Raw genomic sequence first — 26,289 nt, 5'->3', positions numbered from 1 at the left:
GCATAGATCGAAAAATTGGGGTAGTTTATGAATGATTTTATTTATTCAAGGAGTAAATGGATGCGATATTACAAACCGATAGAGATTGCTAAAGAGCTTGAAATAAGCACAAGTGCTTTAAGACACTATGAATCATGGGGAGTAGTGCCTTTACCAGAACGGGCGAAAAACGGATATCGTCTCTATACAAAAGTGCATTTGGCGTATTTTCGTTGTCTTCGTGCAATGATACCCGGATTTGGCTTCACGCTTACTTATGATGTGCTTCGTCACATTCAAAATGCAGATATGGACCATGCATTTTGGCTTGTCAACGTAGAGCAAGCAAAATTGCATGAGGAAAAAAGTAACGCAGACCAGACCCTTGTCCTGCTGCAGGATCCTAAATTAACTACAATTAAGGATAAGAAGATTAAAAATTTGATGACTATTGGCGAAGTGGCTGGTATAACCAATGTACAAACTTCAGCCATTCGTCATTGGGAAAAAGAAGGGCTTCTATTTCCAGAAAGAGCTCCTGAAAATGGATACAGGTTGTATACCCCAGTTCATGTGAGACAGATTTTACTTATCTGCAATTTGAGAAAGACTGTTTATTATTTGGAAAAAATGAAAGAGCTTGTCCAAGCCGTGGAACATCACAGCATTGAAAAAATAAAAGAAGTCACGGAGAATGCTCTCATTAGTATTCACAGACGTAATCGGCAACAATTTAATGGCGTTCATAAATTAATGGAGTTATGTATCGAAGTTGGTTTAATGGGCTATAATGAGGCTTCTCTATTAAAACCAAATCATTCCTTTGATATGGAAAAGGATAAGTAAACCGTCAGGGATCTTCCCAGACGGTTTTTTCTTACTGTTATGTGAAGTAATCTGTCACATGTAACACCTCCATTCCCCTCCAAGACCAAAGTCCAGTAATAAACTAAACCTCAGCCAGTTATGGAGAGTATGTTTTTTAGTTAAAGTAGGCTTATAGTGGATAACATTGGAAGCTATGACGCCCAAAGTTGAAACAACACATAAGCAGGAGGAATATATGGAATTAATTATCGAAAGTGTAAGCAAGAAATATAAGGGGGATTTTTACGGTCTTCGGGACTTATCCTTACAAATCCAAACAGGTATTTTGGGATTGTTAGGTCCGAATGGTGCTGGGAAATCTACGTTGATGAGAATCTTATCAACCATTACTCAACCGACAGGGGGGAAGGTGAGTTGGAACGGAGTCGATATTACGAAAGATCCCAATGCTGTACGAAGTATATTAGGTTATTTGCCACAAGATTTTGGTGTATACCCTCATTTGAATGCCGTTGAGTTTTTGGAATATTTAGCGGCGATCAGAGGGTTAGATTATAAAATCGTAAGAAAAAGAATTGACGAGTTACTGCATTTGGTTAATCTTCATGAGGTCCGCAAAAAACCGCTGAATGGCTTTTCAGGCGGGATGAGACAACGTGTAGGTATAGCACAAGCGTTACTGAATGACCCCAAGCTATTAATCGTTGATGAGCCAACGGTTGGACTTGATCCTGAGGAACGGATTCGTTTTCGTAATCTTTTATCCGAATTATCTGGGGATCGTATTGTTATCTTATCAACCCATATCGTATCGGATATCGAAGCGACCGCAACAGACATCGCTATTGTAAATCAAGGACGAAGTGTGATACAGGCAGCTCCGAGTGAATTATTAGCAGCGACGGTGGGTAAAGTGTGGGAGTGGTTAATACCGAGTGATACTTGGATGGAAGTGCGTAAACAGTTGCTAGTCAGCAGCACCATCCAAAGCAGTGAAGGGGTGCGTGTGAGGGTTATTGCCGATACTCAGCCTTCAGCAGAGAGTCGCTTGGTTACGCCGACTTTAGAGGATGCGTATTTGTATTACATTTCGGCAAACAAGCAGGGGGCAGCAGTATGACCTCGTTTCGTATTTTATTTCCACATGATGAAAGCTGATTATTTAGAAAGGGTTCGAAGATATAGCTTTTTGATTACAGTGCTAGTGTCGATTTTTTTCGTGTTTAAGTACATTCCTTCAAGTAATGATAGTTATTTAACCTTATCGCTACACGATATACGCGGCATCTATAACTCTGCTTGGGTCGGCAGTGCAATTGCTATATTAACATCCATGCTGCTAAGTCTTCCAGCGTTCTTTCTAGTGAAAAATGCGATAGAGCGAGATGTGCAGACTGGGGTGGGACAAATCATAGCAACGACTCCGATTACTAGGTGGATGTACACCATGGGTAAAATGTGGAGTAATTTCGTTTTCTTGATGTCTATTGTTGCTGTATCGATTGTATCTGCGCTTGCCATGCAGCTGGTTAGAGGGGAAGATTATACGATTGATTTGGCGAATCTATTGCTTCCATTTATGTACTCCACATTGCCGACTATGGCTTTGGTGGCTGCAATTGCCATCTTTTTTGAATCCGTGCCTTTGTTACGTAAGGGATTTGGCAATTTAATTTATTTTGTATTGTGGCTCGTTTCGCTTAACCTTTCGACTAAGGCGATTCATTCAGGCCAGGATATGCTCGGTATTTCACCAATTCTGGCCAAGATGTCAAGCGAGGCGAATGAGAGGATTCCTAATAACCATGGGAGCCATGTCTCTGGTATTGGCCCGTTGGAGGGAAATTTACATACATACGATTGGAACGGTGTACATTGGACTATACAGATGTTTTTAGCACGTTATATTTGGTTAGCCGCGGCACTAATAATTGTAGTAATGGCCTCATTCTTCTTTCATCGGTTTGATCTAACACGTTTGGCTAAAATAAATAAAAAAAGTAAACCTAGTGAATCTGGAAATGCGAAGCCTCACAGTAAGCCTGTACATAGGAATGACATTGAAATAAAGTTAACTCCTTATTCTAATGCACAAGGGCAATCCAACTATATCAAAACATTAGCCTTGGAACTGCGTCTTATGCTCAAAGGGTTACGTTTGTGGTGGTACTTGGTAGCATTGGTTATGATCTTACTAGGTTTATTATTGCCAATGGAATCCGTATTAGAATATGTTGTGCCCTTTACATGGGTTTGGCCTGTTCTGATTTGGTCGGCAATGGGTACAAATGAAACGTATTACCGTACCCATCAATTGATTTTTACGGCCATGCATCCGGTTCGAAATCAATTTATTGTATTATGGCTAGCCGGAATCATTATTGCTTATTTGACGGGCAGCGGGGCTATGATTCATTTTATTGTCGCGGGTGAATGGGAAAGCCTAAAGGCCATGGCCGTAGGCGGATTGTTTATACCAACACTAGCTGTAGCTTTAGGCATATGGTCGGGGAATGGCAAATTGTTTCAAGTGGTGTTTATGTTAATGTGGTATCTGGGTCCCCTAAATAAGTTGGATGTTATGGATTTTATGGGGTCAACACCGCAAGCACTGGACCGAGGTGTATATCAGTATTACCTGCTAGCCACAATTATTCTGCTGATACTGGCCGTAATTGGAAGAGTGCGTCAAGTGAGAATGTATAGTTAATGTTAACTGAAGCGTCGAAGAACAAGGGTATGTCTTTGACGCTTTTTTGGTCTGAATTATTCAATAGTTAGGGAGCGGGATGGGGTAGATGAGGTCTATTTAGCAAACCATTTCTTTGACCTCACAATCACGATTACTGCCCCGAGGCCCCATACCCAAACTATACATTCGATTGCCCACAACGGTAACATCTTAGCTTGATACAGACCCGCAAAAAAATCAATTAGAGCATGAATCAATACCGCATAAAGCAAGTACACAGCCTTTCTTGTCCGAATCCCGTATAAAACAGTTAATGAAAGTGCAATTTGGATAAATATCGCTGGGATGCGCTCGAACGCGCCTAACCAATATTCACTCTGGGGTGTATGGATCATTCGGTCTTTGAGCCCTTGGAACAGAGCAATTTGCTCGGACGGTGCTGCGGCGCCAAAAGCTTGCTCGAAGGTTCCTGCGTTAATCATTGTTGCTAAGACGATCCCCAATATGCCCATACCGACGCTTATTATCAATACCTCAATACCACCGTGGCCTATCCCTACAGCAATGCCGTCTTTGCGCTCTTGGCGTTTTTTTAATAGAAACGAGAAGCCTAGCCAACGTCCTCCGTTTTCAAATATACCTGCGGCTAGTCCGCCGTAAACTGCGGCCATCCATGGATTTTTCAGCCACGCTTCCGTTGTTTGGTTACCTGAAAACATATAGGCATGCAGCACTTGCTCCAACAACTGCGAGAAAACGATAAAGATAAGAATTCCGACACCGACCGCACGGTAAGAAATTTTAAGCGTTCTACGATAATAAATGAGCAGAGACAAAGAAATTACAATTCCGAGAATAACCTGAACAATCATTGCTGTGATAGAGCCTTGACTCACCATTTGGCTTCACTCCTTATTCTTTGGATCCTCCGGTAGCGAGGTCGGTTTTGAATAACTCCTTTGTAAGCAGGGTAGCTAGTGTATCAACAGACATCTTGCGGATACCGATCATGGGTGCAAGTTGACTCCAAATATCAGTGCCATTATTAGATAAAATGACCAATCCAATCCTCTTATCTCGATTAAATGTTGCAAAGCTGCTAGATCCGTACGTTCCCCCATTGTGCCAGTGCGTGGTAGAACCATCCTTCTCTCTGAAGAACATCCAGCCAAAACCGATGCCGATCCCCCTGCTTGGGAAAATGTCGTGCTGCGATTTCCTGCATTCCGTAAGCGCGGCATACAGGGGGTGATCGGCGTCACTCAAATGAGCGTCCATGTAATGAAGCATATCCGAAACGGTCGAACGAACGGCCCCAGCTCCAGCCATCGTATCCCTAAAATCCCAATGCGGCACAGGTTTCCCCTTTGCATTGAAGACGGGAAGCAGACGATTACGTTGGACCTCCGGGAGTTGTACAGCACTATCGGTCATTCCAAGAGGCTTAAACACCAAATCGCGCAAGGCTTCATCCAGGCTAACGTCCAATCGTCTGGATAACAGCCAACCCAGCAGACCAAAGCCATAATTGGAATAGCTGTGTTTATTGCTTTTCTTAAGACTTTCAGATGCAACAGCGCTGATTAAATCATCATCCTTGTAATTCGCGTAAGGATTCAGTGGATCTATGATGGTTCCTTTCATATTTTTAGGTACTTCGGGTAGACCTGACGTGTGAGTAGCCAGCTGAAGTAAAGTTGTCCTTCTGGCAAATGGACTGGAGGACCATTCGGGAACGAAGTCAGACAGCCGGTCGGAACGACTCCAGACGCCATTCTGCTCGCCGATTGCCAATAGCAGGCCGGTCATTGTTTTGGTAATCGAGCCAATCTCATACAGGAATTTGGATGAATCAACTCCGTTACCCTGTCCCGAAGTCCAGAATGAACGCGTGGAATGGTGAATCAATCCGACTGTTAACTGATGGTTGGGGCGTTCCGACCACCGCTGAATACGCTTTTCCGACAAGCATGCCGTAACCTGTTTGTTCATCGCGCGATTCCTCTTTTGCCGCAGATCGTTACAATATAATGATATCATGATGATATTATATTTAGAAAAATATTCAAGTTATTCATACGATATGGATATTTCTTGCTTTACCGTCAATAATACGCTGCTGCTTTATACATCAATAGCTTTACAAGCAGTGAATACGAATGATTCTTTATGCTTTTAAAGCGGATTGCTTAGGCACCTAGGGGAGGTTTTGTAATAGCAACGTCGAATGATTGAGTTACAAGAATTGTAAAATCATATGGAAGATATCAACACTATCGGAGGTGGATTTGATATGAGAGCACTATTTATCGGAGGTACTGGGACGATCAGCTCTGCAATCACCAAGCAGTTGTTAGAAAGAGGATGCGAGCTTTATCTTCTCAATAGAGGCACAAGGAACGAGGACTTGCCAGCGGGCGTAAACATTATGAAAGCGGATATTAATGATGAAGATCATGTATCTAAGATTATTGAGAACTTGGAGTTTGATGTCGTTGCTGATTTCATAGCATTTGAACCGTCTCAGGTGGAAAGAGATTATCGTTTATTTAATGGTAAAACGAAACAATTTATGTTTATTAGCTCAGCTTCTGCGTATCAAACGCCGTTGTCCGATTATAGAATTACGGAGGGAACTCCGTTATCAAACCCATATTGGGAGTATTCCAGAAATAAGATTGCGTGTGAAGAATATTTAATGAAACAGTATCGTGAGAATGGCTTTCCGATAACGATCGTAAGACCAAGCCACACCTATAGTGAACGCTCGATTCCACTTGGCGTACATGGAAGTAAGGGTACCTGGCAGGTTGCTAAGCGAATGTTGGAGAATAAACCCGTGATTATTCATGGAGATGGTACTTCCCTCTGGACAATGACACACAATAGTGATTTTGCTAAAGGTTTTATTGGCCTAATGGGCAATATTCATGCGATTGGTGAGTCCGTTCATATCACTTCAGATGAGACGGTTACCTGGAATCAAATTTATGAAGTAATTGCGGATGCCCTAGGAGTGAAACTTAAAGCAGTCCATGTTTCATCTGAATTTCTGGCTGCATGCAGTAAGGAGGATTACAGGGGTGGGTTGCTAGGAGATAAGGCTAATTCGGTCGTATTTGATAATTCAAAGCTGAAAAGACTTGTTCCCGAATTTGTTGCAAGCACGCGATTTGATCAAGGAATTAGGCAAACGATCGCATACATTCTAGCCCATCCTGAACATCAAACAGAGGATAAGGAATTTGATAGTTGGTGTGATAAGGTTATCCATGCATTAGATGCTGCTTTAAAGAATATAACTGAATAGGTCATTCCAAAGGTAGGGATCAGCTATGTATTGGTTTTTTTTAATAATTATTTTGATATGCGTTCTAATTTTTTTGTTCCTGTTTGCACGCAAGGCTAGAGATAAACTTGAGACAAAAAAAGTAGTTCAACTATCACTTAAACAAAAAAAGAATTCGGTGAATAAACAAACTTGCAGTTTTTGTCGAAAAAAAGCCAAACGTCTTCATTTTTATTCATCTGAAAGTGGTCAGGTACTAGGTGTATGTGATCAATGTAAACCACAGGCGGAGCGACGAGCTTTGATGAGAATATAATCAATTACGAAGGCATTCATTAGTGATAACACAAAATTTAAAGAACAGGTCGGAAGAGCTTTTTTCCCGGCCTGTTCTTTAAATTTTGTGTTGAATAAATATAATTTCTTCCATAATACTGGAATTATTAAAGCAGGTAATAGGAGGAAACTAGTCGAATATAATTGGAAATTGTCGTTTGCTGAGGCAAATAAGGAGAATTAAAATATTCATGATGGAGACACTTTCAAACACATATGACTTCCCCCTAGTCCTTCTTTCGATTATTATCGCAATAGTTGCTTCGTTTGCTGCATTGGATCTAGGGATTCGTATACATAAAGCGAAAGGTTATGCACGTTACATCTGGTTATCTGGCGGAGCATTTGCGATGGGGATGGGCATTTGGTCCATGCATTTTATAGCTATGCTTGCTTTCCATTTGTCTATTCCTGTCACCTATAATGTAATGCTGGTCATTGTTTCTATTATTCCTGCCATTTTTTCATCCGGGTTAGCGCTGCATATTGTAAGCCAACCTTCTATGCGCAAATTCCAAGTGATCACGGGTGCCCTTTTCATTGGGATTGGAATTGTTTCTATGCATTATATCGGTATGGAAGCCATGGTGATGGAAGCAACAATTACGTACAATCGTTTTCTATGGGCTCTTTCTGCCATCATTGCTGTTGTCGTATCATTAGTAGCCTTGCTTCTATTGTTTTTGGCGAAACAGAATTCGAGTAAACCGGGTTTTGGGTGGAGAAAAGTAGGAAGTGCCCTCATTATGGGGGTAGCTATATCTGGCATGCATTTCACTGGGATGTCGGCAGCTACGTTCAAACACGATCATCAACATATCAGTTTGTCGGGATCATCGTTCGATAATACACTTCTAGCGTATTCGATTGGAATTGGCATGCTGATCATTTTGGGGCTGGTGTTTATCAGCACTTTTGTTGAAAACCGCTTTGAATCCCAATCTTTAGGGTCAGAAAGAAAATTCCGATCCGTGATCGAGTCCGCTAACGACGCCATTATTTTAGCCGACAGCAAGGGTACCATTATTTCATGGAACACCGGAGCCCAGCTCATTTTTGGGTATCAAGAAAAAGATGTTTTAGGTAAAAAGCTACAAATCATAATACCTGAACGATACAGAGAAGCTCATCAAAAAGGAATGGAACGTTACCTTACCACAGGCAAACCTCACGTTATTGGGAAAACCGTCGAATTACAAGGACTGAGAGAAGACGGAAGTGAATTTCCAATCGAACTTTCTATTGCCGATTGGGTAGAGGATGGAAATACCTACTTCAGCAGCATCATTCGAGATATTACGGAACGCAAAAAAACCGAAGAAAAAATCAATCAAATGGTATATCTTGATCCTTTGACGGGACTACCGAATCGACGATTACTAAATGATCGCCTCACGCAAGCGTTGGATCAGACAAGTGAAAATAAACAGATCATAGGGATAATGTTTATCGATTTGGATCGATTCAAATATATTAACGACACGTTAGGACATGCCATGGGTGATCGTTTATTGATTGAGGTCGCCAAGCGACTTCGAGACTGCATGGGTAAAATGGATACAGTTTCACGCCAAGGTGGAGATGAGTTTATTGTGCTTCTCCCTAATACGACTTCTGATGAGATTACGAAAAAAGCCCAAAATATAGTTCATTTATTCACGAAATCGGTTGTGTTAAGTGAACACGAGATGTTTGTAACCCCATCGATTGGGATTAGCTTGTATCCATCCGATGGCAGGGATATAGAGACCTTGATCAAGAATGCGGATACAGCCATGTACCGTGTAAAGGAGCAAGGAAAAAATAATTTTCAGTTTTATACACCGGATATGAATGAAGCGGTGTCCCAAAAAATGAAGTTAGAGATGGGACTGCGCAAAGGTTTGGAACGCGGTGAGTTTAAGGTTTACTATCAACCGCAGATTGATGTCATTTCCGGTAAAGTGATTGGTGTAGAAGCTCTGATCCGTTGGCAGCATCCAGAGTGGGGAAATATCTCTCCCGAAGAGTTTATCCCTTTAGCCGAAGAAACCGGATTGATCATCCCAATAGGCGAATGGGTGCTTTATGAGGCATGCCACCAAAATAAAATTTGGCAAGATACAGGCTATCCTCCTTTACGTATCGCTGTAAATATATCTTCACGTCAATTTCAACAAAATAATTTAGTTGAGATGGTAAGTAAAACTTTAAAAGAAACGGAACTTGACCCTCAATATCTTGAGCTTGAACTGACGGAAAGCATCATCCAAGATTCGAAGTATGCTATTACTACGATGCAAAAACTAAAAGCCATGGGTATTCATCTATCCATTGACGATTTTGGAACAGGATATTCTTCTTTAAGTTATTTGAAACTTTTCCCAATCGACAGTTTAAAAATCGATCGCTCTTTTACAAGTAATATTTTTGAGGATTCAAAGGATGCAGCACTTGTTCATACCATAATCGCTATGGCACACAATCTGGATTTAAAAGTGATTGCGGAAGGCGTTGAAACGCAGGAGCAGTTACATTTCCTTCAACAGAGACAATGTAACGAAGCGCAAGGCTACTTTTTTAGCCGGCCAGTATCCGGTGAAGAACTCTCCATTTTCTTAAAGAACCGTTTGTAATAGTAGACGCCCCCTTGAGAAGGTTACCCTCATACAAAAAAGACTGGACAAGTATATACTTATCCAGTCTTTTTGTGCATGCCGCCTCCGTTATTTTTTAACCAGATCCTCAATGGAAGTAATGGTCATATATTTCGGAACGACTAGACCGAGCTTGGTTCCTACTAGGTTGGGTCCCAAGTCCTCGAATTTACCTTTAAACTTCTCATAATATTCTTTATGCGTGGTTGGCAGCCAAGCTGCCACCATGGCGTCAGCGTCACCGCTAGCGATGCCGGCCCACATGGGTCCAGCTTCAACCTGAAGCATATCTACTTGGTATCCTAGCTTGCTCTCCAGCACGTATTTAACCACATTTGTACTGGCAATTTCAGAATCCCATGCTACATAGGCAAGCTTTAATTTCTTCGCTTCCACCTTGGGAATACCGCTAATCCACGCATTCACCTTATCCGGGTTAGTCTCCACCCACTGGGCAGCGGATTCCTCCGGCTTCTGGCCATCTTGGATGTTCGCCATCACCTTTTCCATATCGGCAGGTGTCCACTGAAATTTATCGAGGAATTGATAGGCCGAAGGTTGATCGGTTTTCAATCGGAGACGTACAATCGTATGAATTTCCTCATCTCCGCCAAATACCTTTTTCGGATCTTCCAAATATTTCAGATCATACTTAGAAAACATCCAATGCGGTGTCCAGCCGGTCACAATAATGGGCTTCCCTTCCTTATACGCTCTGTCCAAGGCAATGGTCATAGCTGTACTGGACCCTTCAATTAGCTTCCATGAGGTAAGATTATAAGCCTTAAGCGCTTTTTCAGAAGCATTCATTAAGCCAGAACCGGGGTCAATACCTACAATACTATAAGCCACTTGGTCTCCGACAAAAGTACTCGTCGAAACAGGAGATTTCTTCCCTATTCCTATAAAGATAGCAACGATACAGAAAGCGGCTACGGCCGCGATTACCAGCGGCTTCTTTAATGTGAAAGACTTTTTCCCTTTTCTTTTCTTTCCAATGACGCTCTGTGTTAATCGGTCTAGTAGGATAGCCAAAACGACAACAGCAAGTCCTGCTTCAAATCCCTGTCCTGTCTTCAATTGAGTCACAGCCCGGTATACGTCCGCTCCGACACCCTGTGCTCCGATCATTGAAGCAATGACCACCATCGACAGAGACAGCATAATGGTCTGGTTGATCCCGGCTAATATGGTCGGCAGGGCCAATGGAAACTGTACTTTGAAAAGCTTCTGAGCCGGGGTTGACCCGAATGCATCTGCAGCTTCCACTAAATCGGCAGGTACCTGCAGGATACCAAGGTTCGTTAAGCGAATGGTCGGCGGGATAGAGAAAATAACCGAGGCGATAACGCCTGGAACCACGCCAAGACCGAAGAAAGTAACCGCAGGAATGAGGTATACAAACGCCGGCATTGTCTGCATGAAATCCAGCATGGGGGTCAGCGTACTCCGCACCGAGCGGTTTCTGGCACACCAAATCCCGAGTGGCAGTCCAAGAACGATGGAAATAAGGGCGGAGGTTAATACCAATGCCAATGTGTCCATTGTGGATTCCCAGTATCCGAGATTAAGGATAAGCAGCAATCCGAGCACTGTAAATAGTGCCAGCCGCCACTTGCCGAAATAGTAAGCAAGGAGCGTTAGAACTACGATAACAACGATAGCGGGGAAGGCATGAAATAGGAAAGTAAATCCGCCTACGATCCCACTAATGATGGATGAGAAGAAATCAAACAGGAAGGCAAAGTTGGTATTGAACCAACTGATGATGGATTCGACCCAGCGGTCCAAAGGAATTTTCGTGAACATTAGAGGTTCACCTTCTTGTCAGTAGTATCATGGGTGCCTGCGATGGCAGCTAGGACTGCGCCACGAACTATAATGCCAAGTAAACGGCCTTTTTCGTCGACCACAGTAACCGGAATTTTGGCAATGCTAATAAGCTCGAAGCATTCATTCAAATGGATGTCAGGCGGGACTGTAGGCACATCACGAATGACGATATCTCCAATCGTTTTATTACCTTTAACAGCCATAACGGCATCTTCTGCTGTAATGGCGCCAATGAGCCTTTTGGCTTTATCCACGACATACAGGTTCGAAATCCCATTATCCTGCATCAATTGTAAGGCGACCCTTGGTCCCCTCTCCAAAGTGATCGTTTCTGGCCTGCGCATCACATGTGCAGCCGTTAACACTTTGGACAGATCGACATCTTCTACGAATCGTTCCACGTACTTATTTGCTGGATTCATTAAAATTTCTTCGGGTGTCCCAATTTGGACAACGGAGCCCTCCCGCATAAGAGCGATTCTGTCGCCAATTCGCAAGGCTTCATCCAAATCATGTGTAATGAAAATAATTGTTTTTTTCATTTTATCCTGGAGCTCCAGCAGTTCATCCTGCATATCCTTACGAATTAAAGGATCCAGTGCGCTGAATGCCTCGTCCATAAGCAGAACATCAGGATCGTTCGCTAAAGCACGTGCTAGTCCAACCCGCTGCTGCATGCCTCCGCTCAGCTGGTCGGGATGGCTGTCTTCCAATCCTTTTAAACCGACAAGCTCTAAAGATTCCAGCGCTTTTTGCCGATTGGCCTGCTTGGAACCGCCTTGAATCTCCAGTCCAAACTCCACATTCTCAATGATTGTTTTATGCGGAAACAAGGCGAATTTCTGGAAAACCATGCTGATCTTACTGCGCCTAACTTGGCGAAGCTGCTCATGGTTCATCGATACAATGTTCTCACCATCAATGAGAATGGTTCCAGAGGTGGGTTCAATCAGACGATTCAATAGACGGACCAGCGTAGACTTGCCGCTTCCGGACAATCCCATAATCACGAAGATTTCGCCCGCCTGTATGGTTAAATTGACCTTATTTACACCAACGGTATGCTTCGTTTCTTCGTATATTCTCTTTTTGGACCATCCTTTATCAAGAAGTAAAAGGGCCTTCTTGGGATCTTGTCCGAATACCTTCGTCAAATTATTGACTTCAACAATATGCATAGCTACCTCCTGTTGTTTAGTTGAAATCAGACTATCCTTAAATCAGAAATTTCCTCTCCGATCAAAAAAGCCGTAGTAATAATATAAACATAATAGCGGGAATTGAAACACGAGCTCCTAAGAGGGAGAAGAAGTGCGATATTGTTTGATGTCGGGATTCTTGGACAGGCGAAACAGGCGAGTTATATGCAGGTGTGGTGGGAATCTTTGATGAACCGTAGAGTATCGGGGTTATTCATTCTCACAAATGTGAGGTGGATTGGGAAAACGGAGTTCTGAATTTTTTGAAAAGGGGCTTTCCTAAGAGTTTAAGACTTAAAGGTGGCCCCATAAAGTTTTAAGTTGAAGTTTGTTGGGAGCCGGGTGGAATGAAAAACGGCGGTACTTTAATCCAACCGCGTTTAACCATTAATTGTTTTAATTTTCCCCCCAACATCACTTTTTCAGCTTGGAATTGAAGAAATATTAAACCGAAATCAGTCCGGATCGCTTCTGCATTGGCACCTGCGGCACGGAGAATCAAACTAACGATTTTAAAGGATAATTCGTTGGCAAGTACTTCATCCGTCAATTTAACACCAAGCGGAATACTGTTAGTATCTGATTGAGGCATATCTTCATGAGCAGGCGGTAAAGTTATTCCTTCCTTGAGCATGAAATCATAGAGACGTTCCCGTTGACCATGGTTGAGTTCCAAATCTTCCTTGAGCACTGCTCTTAGATCTTCATCATTGGTGGTGTTTATACCCGCTTGAACAGTTACTTTGGCTACTTCAAGACCTGCTAAGTAAATCCAACAAGCCATCACCTCACCTACATGAAGAGGGTGGGGTTTTTCTTCATCTGTCAAAGATTTAATTGTAGTAATTGCTGCTTCCAATATGCCAACCATGATGATTCCTCCTAATATTGTCATTTATTTGGATATTGTTTACTTGGCAATCTTTTTTATTCATACTAAAAGTGTGCCAATCGGAAGGAGAGACTGATATGCAAACCATTATGATAGTAGAAGACGATCCTAAAATTGCTGAACTCTTGCAGTCTTACATAAAAAAATACGGCTATAATGTAACATCAGTAACTGATTTTGATCATGTAATGGATGACTTTCATAAAAACAAGCCGGATCTTGTGCTTCTCGATGTCAATCTACCCAGCTATGACGGGTATTATTGGTGCCGGCAGATTCGTACGCAATCGATATGTCCTGTCCTATTTATATCAGCGCGAACAGGTGAAATGGATCAGGTCATGGCGCTGGAAAATGGCGGGGATGATTTTATTACGAAGCCGTTTCATTCTGAAATTGTCTTAGCGAAAATTCGCAGTCATCTTCGGCGTGCTTACGGGGAATACGCGGTGAAGGTTGGCGAGCGAGTATTGGAAAGAGACGGACTTAAGCTTTATCCAGAACGGCTGGAATTCCTATTCGGTACAAAAGCTGCTTCACTGACGAAAAAAGAAGCCGACATCATCGAAAGTCTGATGGAGCGCTATCCGCGCGTATCTGGTCGTGAAGATTTACTTGAAAAGCTATGGGACGATCAATCGTACGTAGATGAAAATACGCTCAATGTAAACATTACACGCGTCAGGAAAAAATTTAATGAGCTAGGCATAGAGGATGCGGTGGAAACGGTTAGGGGCGCCGGATATCGTCTAAACGTTACATGGACGAAGGCGGGAGATCAATGAAGTTATTTATCAAAGAGCATTCTCTATTGGTGGTCTTGCAGATCATTCAATTTATCACGATTCTAGGCATTTACTGGCTTGATGGATATCGCAATACGGCACCGGGTCTTTATGCCATTTTCCTCGGATTCTTCTTTCTTGGATGCTATCTGTTATATCAATACTTTAGCCGTCGCAGTTTCTATCAACGTCTCAGCAACCCGCTGGAGTCACTGGATGATTCCTTCCAGAAAACGGAGCAAACCCCTGTGTCGGAAGCTTTTAATAAGCTGTTGAGAAATCAGTATAAGCATTACCAGCAACAAATCAAAACGGCTGAGCATCGACAAGAGGAGCATCTGAAGTTTATGGACCAATGGGTACACCAGATGAAAACACCTCTGTCCGTCATCGAACTCACTGCTCGAAATTTGGATGAACCGGAATCTTCCTATATCCGCGAAGAGACGGAGCGAATGAAGACGGGGTTAAATACGATTCTGTACATGGCGCGCCTTCGAACCATTGAGCAGGATTTTCATGTCAAACCTGTCGTTCTGTCCAAAATCGTGAATGAAGTGAATCAGGAAAATAAACGGTTCTATATCCGTAATCAGGTTTATCCTCAACTGCAAGAGATAAAGGAAGGAATCGTCGTAGAGACGGATGAAAAATGGCTGTTTTTTATGCTTTCACAACTTGTTAATAATGCGGTGAAGTATTCAGCAGGAAAAAGCAAAAAATTGATCATTTCCCTATATGAGAAAGATAAAGAAGCGATACTAGAGGTAACTGACTTCGGAGTGGGCATCCCGGATACCGATAAAACCCGTATTTTCAACCCTTTTTACACAGGGGAAAATGGGCGTAAATTCAGAGAATCGACCGGAATGGGTCTTTATTTAACGAAGGAGGCAGCCGAACATCTGGGACATCGCATAGAACTTGATTCGGAAGTTTACGAAGGTACAACCTTTCGAATTATTTTCGCGTCATCGCAAAACCTTACATCCGTGTAAGGAAAGTGAAAGGAGAATCAATAGTTGGATTCGGTCGATAGCGGTACACTAATCACAGATCGAATGATGACTATTTGAAAGGGGCTTTCGTGATGCTGAAAGTGAAGCAAGCAAGTAAAATCTATGAGGGGAAGATCGCCTACCGCGCTTTATCGGATATAGATTTAACCATTGAATCAGGTGAATTTGTTGGCATTATGGGTCCGTCTGGAAGCGGGAAAACAACTTTGCTTAATATGATCGCAACCATAGACGAACCGACAACTGGCGAGATCTTAATTGCTGGCCATAATCCACATCATCTAAGTAAAAACGACTTAGCTAAATTCCGCCGACGTGAGCTGGGATTTGTGTTTCAAGACTTTAATCTCCTACACACGTTAACCGTTGAAGAAAACATCGTTCTGCCTTTGACATTGGACGGGAAAAAAGTCAGCGAGATGAAGCAAAAAGCAAATGAAATTGCCAAGAAACTTGGGATTACAGATATTATGAAAAAGCGCACGTACGAGATATCTGGTGGACAGGCGCAGAGAGCGGCCGTTGCCAGGGCGATGATTCATACGCCTAAGCTATTGCTTGCAGATGAACCGACTGGAAATCTGGATTCAAAAGCATCGAAGGATGTTATGGAAATGCTTGAATCCATCAATCAAACAGATCAAACAACGATGATGCTCGTAACGCATGACCCTCAAGCAGCGAGTTATTGCAACAGAGTCGTCTTCATCCGAGATGGCAGGTTTTATTCGGAAATTCATCGCAGCGATAATCGTCAGGTCTTCTTCCAGAAGATTATCGATACACTCTCTTTATTGGGAGGTAACGCAAATGACCTTTCGTCAATTCGCGTTTAATAACGTCACACGCAATAAAAGACTGTATGCGGCCTATTTTCTAAGCAGTATGTTCATGGTGATGGTATTTTTCACTTTTGCTATTTTTGCTTTCCATCCGGCGCTGAACGGAGGAGCTGTGAATGGCAAAGCAACCTTTGGTCTTAATATAGCTTCAGGAATCATTTATGTCTTTTCCTTTTTCTTCGTTTTGTATTCGATGAGCTCTTTTTTGCAGTCTCGCAAGAAAGAATTTGGGTTATTGATGATGCTAGGCATGTCCACCAGACAAATCCGTTCGATGGTATTTTGTGAAAACATGTTAATCGGATTTTTCGCAACACTAGGGGGCATTGGTCTAGGATTAGTTTTTGCAAAAGGAATCTTGCTAACAGCTGAAAACGTTCTGATTATCGGAACCGAGCTGGACTTCTATATGCCGTTGAAGGCCATTATCTTAACATTTGCTTCCTTTACCATTTTATTTCTGTTCATTTCTTTTGTTGTTTCTTTTGTCCTGCGCAGCGGAAAGTTAATCAACTTGATTAAAGGAGATAAGAAGTCCAAAGGAGAACCAAAGGCATCTGTTTTTTTAACCATAACAGCCATTGCATTGCTAGGGATCGGGTACTTCACTGCTTTGATCGCGAAAGGATCACTTGTTTTCATGGTCATGCTGCCAGTTATTATTGTGGTGATCATAGGCACCTATCTGTTGTTTACCCAATTAAGTGTTTACGTGATTCGCAGTCTTAAGAACAGGGAGTCCATCTTCTGGCGAAGAACAAATATGCTTCTATTTGCTGATCTTTCGTTTCGAATGAAGGATAATGCGCGGACATTTTTCATGGTTGCCATCATTTCGACCGTAGCATTCAGCGCCATTGGGTCACTTTATGGATTTCAATCGTTAACTACAGGTTCAACGAAATCACAAAATCCCTACACATTAACCTATACGGCAGACAAGGACAAAAGTAAGGATAAAGAAGAGAAGGATATTGCATTAATCGATGAACAGTTAGGCAGCAAGCAAATCGAGACCGTGAAGGCTCAAGCCATACTCAGTTACTTTCGAGTAAATGATCAAAAGACGCCTACATTGATCGCAAAGCAATCTGATTATAATCGCTTTGCAAGCATAATTGGAGCGGGTAAAATCAATCTGCAAGACGGGCAGTCGGCAGTCGTTCATACTGAAAGATTCGTGAATAACCGTGATGATAAACAGTTGAAGCAGCCTATTAAGCTGCAATCAGGCATAACCATACAGCCTAATATCATTATCAGTTCAAGAGTATTTACGGAATTTAGTGATTATTATGTCGTCAACGATGGTGCCTATGAGCAGCTTCCAAATTCGACTGAACAACGAAGGTTTCATGTATGGCAGGCGAAAGGAAGCCAGCAGCAGGCCATTATTCAAGCAGGAGAGATTTTAACCAAACAGGTTGGAAGGCATGAACTGTTTGCTGTTGATTTCGAAGTATATGATTTAAATAGAACCTATGGACCGGTGTTGTTCATTGGATTGTTTATTGGAATTGTCTTTTTCGTCTCGGCTGGGAGTTTTCTATATTTCCGCCTCTATACAGATTTAGACGACGACAAACAAAAATTTAAAGCCATAGCCAAAATGGGTTTGACTGAAAACGAATTGAAAAAAGTGCTTAACAGGCAAACAGCGATTCTTTTCTTCGCTCCGATTGTTGTGGCGCTTGTCCACGGGGCCGTGGCACTGACGGCATTATCCCATATGTTTAACTATAATTTGTTTACAGAATCCGCCATTGTACTGTGCGTCTTTGCCGCTATACAAGTCGTCTACTTTTTCATCGTTCGCTTTTTCTATACGAGACAAATTAAAGCTGCAATTTAAAATTAGCCATCATTTGCGTGCAGGGTGAACTGCAGCATAAATGATGGCTAAGCTTTTATGCAAATGAGGGGTCATGTATGTTAGTATAAAGCATTAGAATTTTAGTTCATGGGTAGCGGATAAAATCTGACCCCCCAAGAAGGTGCAAATCGAAAGATGCAGAATTTAGTCAAAAACGAAAGATTGCAAATGATCATAATCGCTATTGCTACGGCCACGGGCGCACAATTCAAGATAAATCCCTTTAGCAACGATTATTTCCGCATCGGTCTTGGGGTTAGTATCTTTTTGTTTTTTTTATTGCTTATGCCGCATTTACCCTATGTGAAAACGGGTATCCTAACGGGGATTGTTAGCATGATCGTTCAGTCTGGAGATTGGATCACTCACGTTCATTCTTATACGATCCTGGAGAGCTTGCAGAATAATGTGGCAGCCGGTTGTTACTATGTCGTGTTCGCGCTTGGTATGAGTAAGCTTCGAAGAAAATTGAACGAACTTCACCCCCTCATGTTAGGTGGATATATCGCATTAATTGACTTCGTTTCTAATGAAACGGAGCTCTTACTGCGTGGGGTATTCCTCGGTACGAATACCTTTTATTTTAAAGAATGGTTGCTTATAATGGTCATAGCTGTGGTACGCAGTTATTTTGCAATCGGTCTGTACAACAGTATCGCTATTAGTCAGATGCGGTTACTTCATGCTGAACAGGAAAAGCGGATGGAGCAGATGCTGAACATCAACTCTGGTTTATATGGAGAAGCTTTTTATTTGAAAAAAGCTATGGATACTATAGAGGGGATTACCGCGGATAGCTATGATCTTTATCGGAAATTAAATGAGGATAATCTCAAAGGATATAGTCAGCGTACGCTAGGAATTGCTCAACAAATCCATGAAGTAAAGAAGGATTCCCAACGTATTTTGGCAGGTTTATTGAAATTATTCGATAGTGAAGTAGTCGTCCATATGAGTCTTTCGGAGATCATGCACTTTGTCGTAAAGGGAAATCAAGAATATAGTGAAATGCTAAAGAAAAAGGTTATCATTGAAAAAGAACTGGCATTTAATCTGAACACGACGCACTATGTGCCTTTGCTGACGATCATAAATAACTTAGTTGCCAATGCGGTAGAAGCTATAGAGAAAAATGGAACCATACATATTCGGGTCTTTGAAAAAGAAGACGACGTATATTTTATCGTCATAGATTCTGGAAAAGGAATTCCTGATCATAAGAAGGAGCTTATTTTCGAACCAGGTTACACGACAAAATACAATGAAGAAGGGATAGCAGCAACCGGGATCGGTCTTTCTCATGTACGGGATATTGTTCTTTCCTTTGGGGGGAGTATCGCAGTAGCATCATCGGAGAAAGCATGCGGTACTCAGTTTGTTGTTCGTCTCCCACTAACAAGTCTAATTAAAGAGGGTAGAGTCGATGGCACTTTCAATTATGATCGTTGATGATGATGTCGTTTGCAGAAGTATGTTGCAAGATATTATTGATGAATGCGGCATTGGCGAGGTGATGGGGACGGCGGAAGGTGGAATTGAGGGGGCTCGAATGATCCTTAAATCGAAACCGGATGTCGTGTTGATTGATTTATTAATGCCTGATCAGGATGGTATTGAGACAATCACGCAATTAAAAAACAGTGGGTATGATGGAAAATTTATTATGATTTCACAAATTGAAAATAAGGACATGGTAGGACAAGCTTATAAAAAAGGAATCGAGTTCTTTATTCATAAGCCGATTAATCGCGTAGAAGTAGAGCACGTACTGAGCAAAGTTAATGAGCAGTGGAAATATGAGCGGTATGTTTCTGAGATCAAGCAATCTTTAGCTAAATTAGATATTGCCGGACCATCCTCCCCCCGTAAAGAACGAAAAGTTCGTGATGTGGTGAAGACCATTCTAATGGATTTGGGAATCATCGGTGAGATTGGCAGTAAGGACATCATAGCTTTAATGGAGAATGCCATCGAACATAGAGAGGCAACTAGTTTCCCTCCGTTAAAAGAATTGTACGAGTCTGTCGCCCACACCTATAAACAAGGCCAGAAAGATATTGAGAAAGAAAGTAAGGCGATTGAACAACGCATTCGAAGGACGATTATGGCTGCTTTAAATAATATGGCTTCCATTGGTTTAACCGATTATAGTAATCCTAAGTTTGAATATTATGCGCCGCTGTACTTTGATTTCCAAGATATTCGAATGAGGATGAAAGTCATGGACGAAGAACTGCAACCTGATAAAGGAAAAGTAAACATCAAAAAATTTTTACAAGTTTTTTATATGGAGATCCTAGAAAAATTAAATAGTTGAGTAAGGAATTCAACCTCTCAAGTCTGGGAACAGTAAGGACTAGAGGTTTGGATTCCTTTTTTTATTTCACTGTGATATATCATCACATGAAACAGATACCCATACGAAATGTAATCGGATACAAATTTTTCAAGTAAAATTAATTGCCGTGCATGTAAACTTTATTTTCATGTCGTGTAATTGTTTTTGTAGGATTCTGTATGTTGCTGTAGAGCGGAAGGTAGTATGTAATTACAAACTGATCGAATTAATCGATCTCAAATTTAATAGAAGAAAAGGGGTTCTTACATGAAAAAAGGTTTATCAGTAGTACTGGGAACGGTTATAGCTTTAACACTTAGTGCTTGTGGAAATGGTGCAACTACGGATAATAAGTCAACGCAGACTACGCAACCTGCACAAACAGCAGCAGCAGTTAAGAAATACACGTTTGGTACAGATGCGACGTATCCCCCTTTCGAGTTTCAAAAAGATGGTAAGTACATTGGAATAGATATTGATTTAATCAACGCAATTGCCAAAGAAGAGGGATTTGAAGTTGAATTAAAACCTATGAATTTTAAAGGAATTATACCTGCTATTACATCCAAACAATTGGACGGCGCTATAGCTGGTATCAGTATTACGGACGAACGTAAACAGGTTGTTGCCCTTTCGGATCCATATTACACAGCCGGACTTTCGCTAATCGTCCGAGAAGATAATACAACAATCAAAACGCCTGAAGACTTAAAGGGGAAAGTCATTGCTATTAAAAAAGGTACTTCCGGAGCAAAATTAGCAGATGAATATGGTAAAAAATATGGCGCTACAGTGAAGTATTTCGATGATAGTCCGGCCATGTATCAAGAAGTCGCCAATAAAAACGCCGATGTAACGATTGAAGACTTTCCGGTGATCTCGTACAAGATTGCAGTTGATCCGAATTCCAAGCTGAAAATTGTTGGGGATCGTTTGAACGGCGATAACTATGGTATTGCGGTGAGTAAAGAAAACGAAGAATTGATGAAAAAAATTAATGATGGAATCAAAAAGGTAAAAGCTAACGGAAAATACGATGAAATTATCAGCACGTATATGGGAAAATCCACTAAATAGATAACACAAGCGCTAACCTTTTGTCACCCAACGTTCCATGGGCCTCAGAAGGTTAGCGTCATTATGAATTCCATTAAAAAGGAAGGGTTGTTGATCCGGTGACTTCCTCGTTGCAGGTTATTTTAGATGCACTACCCATGCTGCTGAAAGGCGCTTTAATTACCTTTAAAATTGTTATCATCTCTTTACCGATCGCATTTCTTATAGGTTTAATTACGGGTTTGATGAATGTTTCTTCTAGTAAAATTCTTCGGGGTATTGCTTCTTCTTATGTTGATATCATTCGGGGAACGCCGCTATTAGTACAGGTCTTCTTTGAGTATTTTGGTATACCTGCTTTCTTTGATATTCGGATACCGGCAGAAACCGCAGGTATTATTGCCATCAGTTTGAATGCTGGTGCTTATATAGCAGAGATATTCCGCGGGGGCATTAACTCTATTAACAGAGGACAGATGGAAGCGGCGCGCTCCTTGGGATTAAGCAAATGGTTGACGATGCGATTGGTCATTTTACCACAAGCCATTCGCCGGATGATACCTGCTTTCGTCAATCAATTCATTGTAAGTATTAAGGATACTTCCCTTTTGTCCGTCATCGGAATTAGCGAGCTGACACAGAGCGGGGAGATTATTATCTCTGCCAACTATCGTGCTTTTGAGATTTGGGGAGTCGTGGGTGTCATCTACTTTATTATCATCTATGCGTTATCCCGCTTAGCTCGCGTATTTGAGAGGAGGTATGCTTCCAAATGATCGTCGTACAAAACTTGAAAAAGAAATTCGGTACGAACGAAGTGCTGAAAGATATTTCGACTACGATCCAAGAGAAAGAAGTGGTTTGCGTGATTGGACCCTCTGGATCAGGAAAGAGTACATTCCTACGTTGTCTTAATCTTCTTGAGGATGTGACATCTGGAAAAGTTGTGATCGGCGATGTCGAAGTGACTTCACCTAACACGAATATCGATCATTTACGCCAAAATGTAGGTATGGTTTTTCAGCTCTTTAACTTATTTCCTCATCTGACCGTATTGGAAAATATCATGCTAGCCCCGAAATACATTAAAAAGATAGATAAGCAGCAAAATGAACAAAAATCCATGGAACTACTGAAAAAAGTGGGCTTGGCTGGGAAGCGGGATGCGTACCCTGACCAGTTGTCTGGCGGACAACAGCAGCGTGTAGCCATTGCCCGTGCGCTAGCTATGAATCCACGTGTGATGTTATTCGATGAACCGACTTCGGCCTTGGACCCCGAGATGGTTGGCGAAGTGCTGCAAGTCATGAAGGATTTAGCCCATGAGGGAATCACCATGATTGTCGTCACGCATGAAATGGGCTTCGCTCGTGAAGTGGCAGATCGTGTAATCTTCATGGATGGAGGGTACATCGTAGAAGAAGGAACACCTTCTGAACTATTCGATTCACCCAAACACGAACGTACCCAAGCATTTCTTAGCAAAATCCTATAGATGGATTTATAATGGTTATATAAACTTACCTCTAGCAGGTCGCTCATCTTTGAACGGCCTGGATAGAGGTTTTCTACATGCTGCTCTTTTATGTAACCGGAAACCACGCGAAAGGAACGTTCCTATGAAAAAGATACTTTTGTTAGCTACGGGTGGAACCATCGCATCTGTGGTTGGGGAGGATGGATTGACCCCAGGGATGACGGCCGATGAACTGATAAGCTATTTGCCGGCACAAAATCACCTGTATCAGGTAGACAGTAACGTACTGATGGAAATTGACAGCACGAATATGCAGCCTGAATTTTGGGTCCGCATCGCGGAAGCCGTTTATAAGCATTATGATGATTATGATGGATTTGTCATCACGCATGGAACGGACACGATGAGTTATACATCAGCCGCGCTCTCCTATATGCTGCAAAACTTAAGTAAGCCGGTTGTTATTACAGGTTCTCAAGTTCCAATCCACAACAATCACACAGATGCCATCCATAACATGCGTAACGCTGCACAGTTTGCGTGTGAAGACATTGGTGGTGTATTTATTGTTTTTGATGGCAAGGTGATTAACGGGACAAGAGCCGTGAAAGTCAGAACCCGCAGTTACGATGCCTTTGAAAGCATAAATCATCCTTATGTGGCTTACTTTGAAGGCGATGAAATCAAGTACACGACGCCTATTGAACCTGTTCGGAATCAAGAGATGAAGCTGGACATATCGCTATGTCCTGATGTTTTTTTGTTAAAGCTGCATCCAGGTACGAAGCCTGAGCTTTTTGACTATCTGAAGCAGCACTATAGAGGTGTGATTATCGAAGGCTTTGGTTTAGGAGGGGTTCCTACCCAAGGGCGCAACCTTCTTCCCAAAATCATTGAGCTTATAGAAGCTGGAGTCGCTGTTGTCATTACGACACAATGTCTGGAAGAAGGCGGCGATCTGACGCTTTATGAAGTCGGGCGGAGAGTAGGCAGAGAACAGATTATTTCGTCGAAGGATATGAATAAAGAAGCGATCGTTCCGAAATTGATGTGGGCATTAGGGAAGACCAATGACCTCAAAGAGGTAAAGGAAATGATGGAAATGTCGATCGCCGATGATACCACTTTATAAAAAGCGAAAAAGCGACTTATTACGGTAGCGGATCTAATTTCACTTATTTACATCATACAAGTAAAACACGTAATCACTAGATACACCTGCATGTTCGAGCTGGCGGAGCATAGAAGTGATGTTGCCGCGGTGGTAAGTGCCGTGATTAACAACATGCTGGATAAGCTCTTCGTTGCTGGCATGCAGGACACCATAGGTTGGATGCGGAAAGTCTTTCACAGCTTGCCAATCGGCACCGCTATTCAGAAAGGCTCTGTAAGCCTCAGCGAGCTCAGAGAAGGCGGCCTCTAGTTGTTTCATGCTTTTCCCTGTAGTCTTTTCTTCAACAGTGACGAGCAGCTCTTTAACTTGCTCATAGCTGTTTCCTTTTATGCCGGACAACCAGACATTATCCACTCGATATATATGGACAAGTCCGGCATAGATGGTTGGAAATACATTGCTCATCTCCTGGTGCAAGATCTCCTCCGGCAGTTCCTCTAAACGCGCGAAAACCCGCTTATTAGCCCATACATGATACTCATAATTTTTGAGAGTTTGCGTAGACATCGGATCAATCCTCCTTCTTTTTTGCTTGATAGAGTTCTATTAATGTGCCATCTGCATCCCGAAAATGGGCAAGTCGTCCATTCCATGTCGGATGATTAAATGGTTCTTTGACGAATTCGATGCCTTTATCGGATAAACGATGGTAGGTATCATCTATATTTTCAACTTCAATATTGAGTACAAAATTCGTTGCATAGCTGCCGCTTTGCCCCAAATCTTCTCCCAGTGCTTCGCCCATGGCTTTGCGGGACAGCAGCTCGATACGAGCAGCGCCTGTGTTAAACAACGCGTACTCCATCGACTCCTCGTACCAGTCAGCTTTCAATTCTAATAGATCCCTATAAAAAGCTGCGCTTTTGTGAAAATCATCTACTAATATACGAACTTGTAATAAATTCATGATCATTCCTCCTTAGGATTCACCTAAGAACCATTGTAGCCCATCTTCACTGACAGAAACGGTCAGTCAAGCTGCGCCGCCGCATAATAATTGTGTAAATTTTTCGTTACCTGAATCATTTGGTTTTGGAGCAGCTGCGGCTCTTTAATGCGAAGGGTCCCTCCATAAGTCAGAAGAAAGTAGGGAAGATCATACAGGATGTATCGCTCTTCCAGTTTAAAATGGGCTTCAAGCTGCGAACGTTCTACCAACGCATGGGCCAGAAACCAATGACCACATAGATCATCTAGTGCTTGCTCTCTTCCAGTAATTTTGACAGATATGAGCTCATCCGGCTTATCCGAATCAGGCAGCACACCTGAAAGGATAAATTTGCGCGCCGAGAAATCAGCAGGCCGTTCAAAAGTCTTCTCCGCCCTTTCCAACTTTCGAATACGATCGATACGAAAGCTTCGAATTTCTTTACGAAGATGACAATGACCTACCACATACCATTTACTTTTCCAGCAAACAAGTCCGTAAGGATCCAAATGACGAGCTTCTGTTACAGATCCGTAGCCTTTTTGATAATGCATAAATATGGTCACGCTCTGAGCCACCGCCATTTCCACTTCTTGAAGCAGAGATACTTGCGAAGCATCAGCTTGGGGGAGAATGACATCAAGACCTTGCTCATGTAGATTGATTTGATGAAGTTGTTCTTCATTGGTATACATTTTCAACTTGGCGACGGCCTGACTTAATTTCTCTCCAAACGGATACCCTGCCTCCTGGGCAAAAGCTGCTGCGTGAATTAACGCTTTTTGTTCATCTAGATCAAATACAAGCGGAGCTTCATTGAAATGACCGAGCAAGCTATAACCGCCATTGTGCCCGGAATCGGCAATAATCGGGACTCCGCTGGCACATAAAGCATCGATGTATCGATAGACGGTTCGGATGTTAATCTCCAGCTTCTCAGCAAGCTGCTTAGCTGTTATTCGCTTTTGAGATTTGAGCAACCAGAGGATAGAAAGCATATGATCTGCTTTTGACATAATTCATATTCCTTTCCTAGGAAATCCTATCCATATGGCTCCATCATACCATTGACAGACCGATGAAAAAAACACCCAATCTCAAAGAGATAGGGCG

23 protein-coding genes are annotated in these 26,289 nt (G+C 42.2%); 15 read left to right on the top strand and 8 right to left on the bottom strand.

The features are described from left to right. Positions 1–60 precede the first annotated feature (60 nt). From GC102_RS16290 to GC102_RS16280, 3 genes are all read left to right on the top strand, one after another. Positions 61–825 carry a TioE family transcriptional regulator gene (locus GC102_RS16290; RefSeq protein WP_171690496.1) on the top strand — a complete coding sequence of 255 codons (765 nt, stop codon included), beginning with the start codon at positions 61–63 and terminating at the stop codon, positions 823–825. 217 nt (positions 826–1,042) lie between these two features. Then, entirely contained in the window at positions 1,043–1,927 is an 885-nt protein-coding gene (locus GC102_RS16285) for an ABC transporter ATP-binding protein (RefSeq protein ID WP_171690495.1), read from the top strand. 69 nt (positions 1,928–1,996) lie between these two features. Further along, a complete protein-coding gene (locus GC102_RS16280) occupies positions 1,997–3,517 on the top strand; it encodes an ABC transporter permease (RefSeq protein ID WP_246320954.1) in 1,521 nt (506 codons plus the stop codon). Positions 3,518–3,612: 95 nt separating this feature from the next. Here the strand turns inward: GC102_RS16280 and GC102_RS16275 are convergent, their stop codons facing one another. Together GC102_RS16275 and GC102_RS16270 are read right to left on the bottom strand one after the other, a co-directional pair. Next, positions 3,613–4,398: a YhfC family intramembrane metalloprotease gene (locus tag GC102_RS16275; RefSeq protein WP_171690494.1), complete on the bottom strand. Its 786-nt coding sequence runs from the start codon at positions 4,396–4,398 to the stop codon at positions 3,613–3,615. A gap of 13 nt (positions 4,399–4,411) precedes the next feature. Further along, on the bottom strand, positions 4,412–5,491 hold the full coding sequence (locus tag GC102_RS16270; RefSeq protein ID WP_171690493.1) for a serine hydrolase domain-containing protein: 1,080 nt from the start codon (positions 5,489–5,491) through the stop codon (positions 4,412–4,414). 301 nt (positions 5,492–5,792) lie between these two features. On the opposite strand from GC102_RS16270, the gene GC102_RS16265 reads away from it, so the two are divergent. Continuing rightward, positions 5,793–6,809: an SDR family oxidoreductase gene (locus tag GC102_RS16265; protein WP_171690492.1), complete on the top strand. Its 1,017-nt coding sequence runs from the start codon at positions 5,793–5,795 to the stop codon at positions 6,807–6,809. 506 nt (positions 6,810–7,315) lie between these two features. After that, positions 7,316–9,739: a bifunctional diguanylate cyclase/phosphodiesterase gene (locus tag GC102_RS16260; RefSeq protein ID WP_246320953.1), complete on the top strand. Its 2,424-nt coding sequence runs from the start codon at positions 7,316–7,318 to the stop codon at positions 9,737–9,739. A 90-nt stretch (positions 9,740–9,829) separates the two neighbouring features. Here GC102_RS16260 and GC102_RS16255 read toward each other — a convergent pair whose 3' ends face one another. The 3 genes from GC102_RS16255 to GC102_RS16245 form a co-directional block, all read right to left on the bottom strand. After that, positions 9,830–11,569, bottom strand: coding sequence for a glycine betaine ABC transporter substrate-binding protein (locus GC102_RS16255; protein ID WP_171690491.1), 1,740 nt, complete (start codon positions 11,567–11,569; stop codon positions 9,830–9,832). Beyond that, positions 11,569–12,771, bottom strand: a complete 1,203-nt coding sequence (locus tag GC102_RS16250) for a quaternary amine ABC transporter ATP-binding protein (RefSeq protein ID WP_171690490.1) — start codon at positions 12,769–12,771, stop codon at positions 11,569–11,571. Before GC102_RS16250 ends, GC102_RS16255 begins: the two co-directional genes overlap by 1 nt. Positions 12,772–13,108: 337 nt before the next feature. Further along, the gene (locus tag GC102_RS16245) at positions 13,109–13,663 is read right to left on the bottom strand and encodes a DUF3231 family protein (protein ID WP_171690489.1); all 555 of its coding nucleotides are present in this window, start codon (positions 13,661–13,663) and stop codon (positions 13,109–13,111) included. 98 nt (positions 13,664–13,761) lie between these two features. Between GC102_RS16245 and GC102_RS16240 the strand changes: the two genes are divergently transcribed. The 10 genes from GC102_RS16240 to GC102_RS16195 all read left to right on the top strand — a co-directional run bounded on the left by GC102_RS16240 (position 13,762) and on the right by GC102_RS16195 (position 24,206). Beyond that, positions 13,762–14,469: a response regulator transcription factor gene (locus tag GC102_RS16240; RefSeq protein ID WP_171690488.1), complete on the top strand. Its 708-nt coding sequence runs from the start codon at positions 13,762–13,764 to the stop codon at positions 14,467–14,469. Further along, entirely contained in the window at positions 14,466–15,467 is a 1,002-nt protein-coding gene (locus GC102_RS16235; RefSeq protein ID WP_171690487.1) for a sensor histidine kinase, read from the top strand. The genes GC102_RS16240 and GC102_RS16235 overlap by 4 nt, the downstream gene beginning before the upstream one ends. Before the next feature lie 92 nt (positions 15,468–15,559). Further along, positions 15,560–16,324 (top strand): ABC transporter ATP-binding protein, encoded by a 765-nt coding sequence (locus tag GC102_RS16230; protein ID WP_171690486.1) that lies wholly within the window; start codon positions 15,560–15,562, stop codon positions 16,322–16,324. Beyond that, positions 16,299–18,182, top strand: coding sequence for an ABC transporter permease (locus tag GC102_RS16225; RefSeq protein WP_171690485.1), 1,884 nt, complete (start codon positions 16,299–16,301; stop codon positions 18,180–18,182). Before GC102_RS16230 ends, GC102_RS16225 begins: the two co-directional genes overlap by 26 nt. 156 nt (positions 18,183–18,338) lie before the next feature. Continuing rightward, positions 18,339–19,652 carry an ATP-binding protein gene (locus tag GC102_RS16220; RefSeq protein WP_171690484.1) on the top strand — a complete coding sequence of 438 codons (1,314 nt, stop codon included), beginning with the start codon at positions 18,339–18,341 and terminating at the stop codon, positions 19,650–19,652. Next, positions 19,627–20,520, top strand: a complete 894-nt coding sequence (locus tag GC102_RS16215) for a response regulator (protein ID WP_171690483.1) — start codon at positions 19,627–19,629, stop codon at positions 20,518–20,520. The genes GC102_RS16220 and GC102_RS16215 overlap by 26 nt, the downstream gene beginning before the upstream one ends. A gap of 288 nt (positions 20,521–20,808) precedes the next feature. Beyond that, positions 20,809–21,618, top strand: a complete 810-nt coding sequence (locus GC102_RS16210) for a transporter substrate-binding domain-containing protein (protein WP_171690482.1) — start codon at positions 20,809–20,811, stop codon at positions 21,616–21,618. Positions 21,619–21,716: 98 nt separating this feature from the next. Then, entirely contained in the window at positions 21,717–22,373 is a 657-nt protein-coding gene (locus tag GC102_RS16205; protein ID WP_171690481.1) for an amino acid ABC transporter permease, read from the top strand. Continuing rightward, a complete protein-coding gene (locus GC102_RS16200) occupies positions 22,370–23,092 on the top strand; it encodes an amino acid ABC transporter ATP-binding protein (RefSeq protein ID WP_171690480.1) in 723 nt (240 codons plus the stop codon). The genes GC102_RS16205 and GC102_RS16200 overlap by 4 nt, the downstream gene beginning before the upstream one ends. Before the next feature lie 124 nt (positions 23,093–23,216). Continuing rightward, positions 23,217–24,206, top strand: coding sequence for an asparaginase (locus GC102_RS16195; RefSeq protein ID WP_171690479.1), 990 nt, complete (start codon positions 23,217–23,219; stop codon positions 24,204–24,206). Between the two features lie 39 nt (positions 24,207–24,245). On the opposite strand, the gene GC102_RS16190 is transcribed toward GC102_RS16195, so the two are convergent. The 3 genes from GC102_RS16190 to GC102_RS16180 form a co-directional block, all read right to left on the bottom strand. Beyond that, positions 24,246–24,755, bottom strand: a complete 510-nt coding sequence (locus GC102_RS16190) for a DinB family protein (protein ID WP_171690478.1) — start codon at positions 24,753–24,755, stop codon at positions 24,246–24,248. A gap of 4 nt (positions 24,756–24,759) precedes the next feature. Beyond that, positions 24,760–25,155, bottom strand: a complete 396-nt coding sequence (locus GC102_RS16185) for a VOC family protein (protein WP_171644175.1) — start codon at positions 25,153–25,155, stop codon at positions 24,760–24,762. A gap of 62 nt (positions 25,156–25,217) precedes the next feature. Then, positions 25,218–26,192: a helix-turn-helix transcriptional regulator gene (locus GC102_RS16180; RefSeq protein ID WP_171690477.1), complete on the bottom strand. Its 975-nt coding sequence runs from the start codon at positions 26,190–26,192 to the stop codon at positions 25,218–25,220. Positions 26,193–26,289: the final 97 nt, after the last annotated feature.

The organism is Paenibacillus germinis (assembly GCF_013141785.1).
Lineage (GTDB): Bacteria > Bacillota > Bacilli > Paenibacillales > NBRC-103111 > Paenibacillus_E > Paenibacillus_E phytorum.
This window is presented reverse-complemented; position numbering and strand designations above follow the sequence as displayed.

What these genes read in the sequence shown, in the direction of transcription:
- GC102_RS16255 (WP_171690491.1), bottom strand. Translation starts at nt 11,569, where the DNA reads ATGTTCACGAAAATTCCTTTGGACCGCTGGGTCGAATCCATCATCAGT.
- GC102_RS16240 (WP_171690488.1), top strand. Translation starts at nt 13,762, where the DNA reads ATGCAAACCATTATGATAGTAGAAGACGATCCTAAAATTGCTGAACTC.
- GC102_RS16250 (WP_171690490.1), bottom strand. Translation starts at nt 12,771, where the DNA reads ATGCATATTGTTGAAGTCAATAATTTGACGAAGGTATTCGGACAAGAT.
- GC102_RS16245 (WP_171690489.1), bottom strand. Translation starts at nt 13,663, where the DNA reads ATGGTTGGCATATTGGAAGCAGCAATTACTACAATTAAATCTTTGACA.
- GC102_RS16260 (WP_246320953.1), top strand. Translation starts at nt 7,316, where the DNA reads ATGATGGAGACACTTTCAAACACATATGACTTCCCCCTAGTCCTTCTT.
- GC102_RS16220 (WP_171690484.1), top strand. Translation starts at nt 18,339, where the DNA reads ATGCAGAATTTAGTCAAAAACGAAAGATTGCAAATGATCATAATCGCT.
- GC102_RS16225 (WP_171690485.1), top strand. Translation starts at nt 16,299, where the DNA reads ATGACCTTTCGTCAATTCGCGTTTAATAACGTCACACGCAATAAAAGA.
- GC102_RS16185 (WP_171644175.1), bottom strand. Translation starts at nt 25,155, where the DNA reads ATGAATTTATTACAAGTTCGTATATTAGTAGATGATTTTCACAAAAGC.
- GC102_RS16215 (WP_171690483.1), top strand. Translation starts at nt 19,627, where the DNA reads ATGGCACTTTCAATTATGATCGTTGATGATGATGTCGTTTGCAGAAGT.
- GC102_RS16290 (WP_171690496.1), top strand. Translation starts at nt 61, where the DNA reads ATGCGATATTACAAACCGATAGAGATTGCTAAAGAGCTTGAAATAAGC.
- GC102_RS16275 (WP_171690494.1), bottom strand. Translation starts at nt 4,398, where the DNA reads ATGGTGAGTCAAGGCTCTATCACAGCAATGATTGTTCAGGTTATTCTC.
- GC102_RS16230 (WP_171690486.1), top strand. Translation starts at nt 15,560, where the DNA reads ATGCTGAAAGTGAAGCAAGCAAGTAAAATCTATGAGGGGAAGATCGCC.
- GC102_RS16235 (WP_171690487.1), top strand. Translation starts at nt 14,466, where the DNA reads ATGAAGTTATTTATCAAAGAGCATTCTCTATTGGTGGTCTTGCAGATC.
- GC102_RS16200 (WP_171690480.1), top strand. Translation starts at nt 22,370, where the DNA reads ATGATCGTCGTACAAAACTTGAAAAAGAAATTCGGTACGAACGAAGTG.
- GC102_RS16265 (WP_171690492.1), top strand. Translation starts at nt 5,793, where the DNA reads ATGAGAGCACTATTTATCGGAGGTACTGGGACGATCAGCTCTGCAATC.
- GC102_RS16190 (WP_171690478.1), bottom strand. Translation starts at nt 24,755, where the DNA reads ATGTCTACGCAAACTCTCAAAAATTATGAGTATCATGTATGGGCTAAT.
- GC102_RS16270 (WP_171690493.1), bottom strand. Translation starts at nt 5,491, where the DNA reads ATGAACAAACAGGTTACGGCATGCTTGTCGGAAAAGCGTATTCAGCGG.
- GC102_RS16195 (WP_171690479.1), top strand. Translation starts at nt 23,217, where the DNA reads ATGAAAAAGATACTTTTGTTAGCTACGGGTGGAACCATCGCATCTGTG.
- GC102_RS16180 (WP_171690477.1), bottom strand. Translation starts at nt 26,192, where the DNA reads ATGTCAAAAGCAGATCATATGCTTTCTATCCTCTGGTTGCTCAAATCT.
- GC102_RS16285 (WP_171690495.1), top strand. Translation starts at nt 1,043, where the DNA reads ATGGAATTAATTATCGAAAGTGTAAGCAAGAAATATAAGGGGGATTTT.
- GC102_RS16210 (WP_171690482.1), top strand. Translation starts at nt 20,809, where the DNA reads ATGAAAAAAGGTTTATCAGTAGTACTGGGAACGGTTATAGCTTTAACA.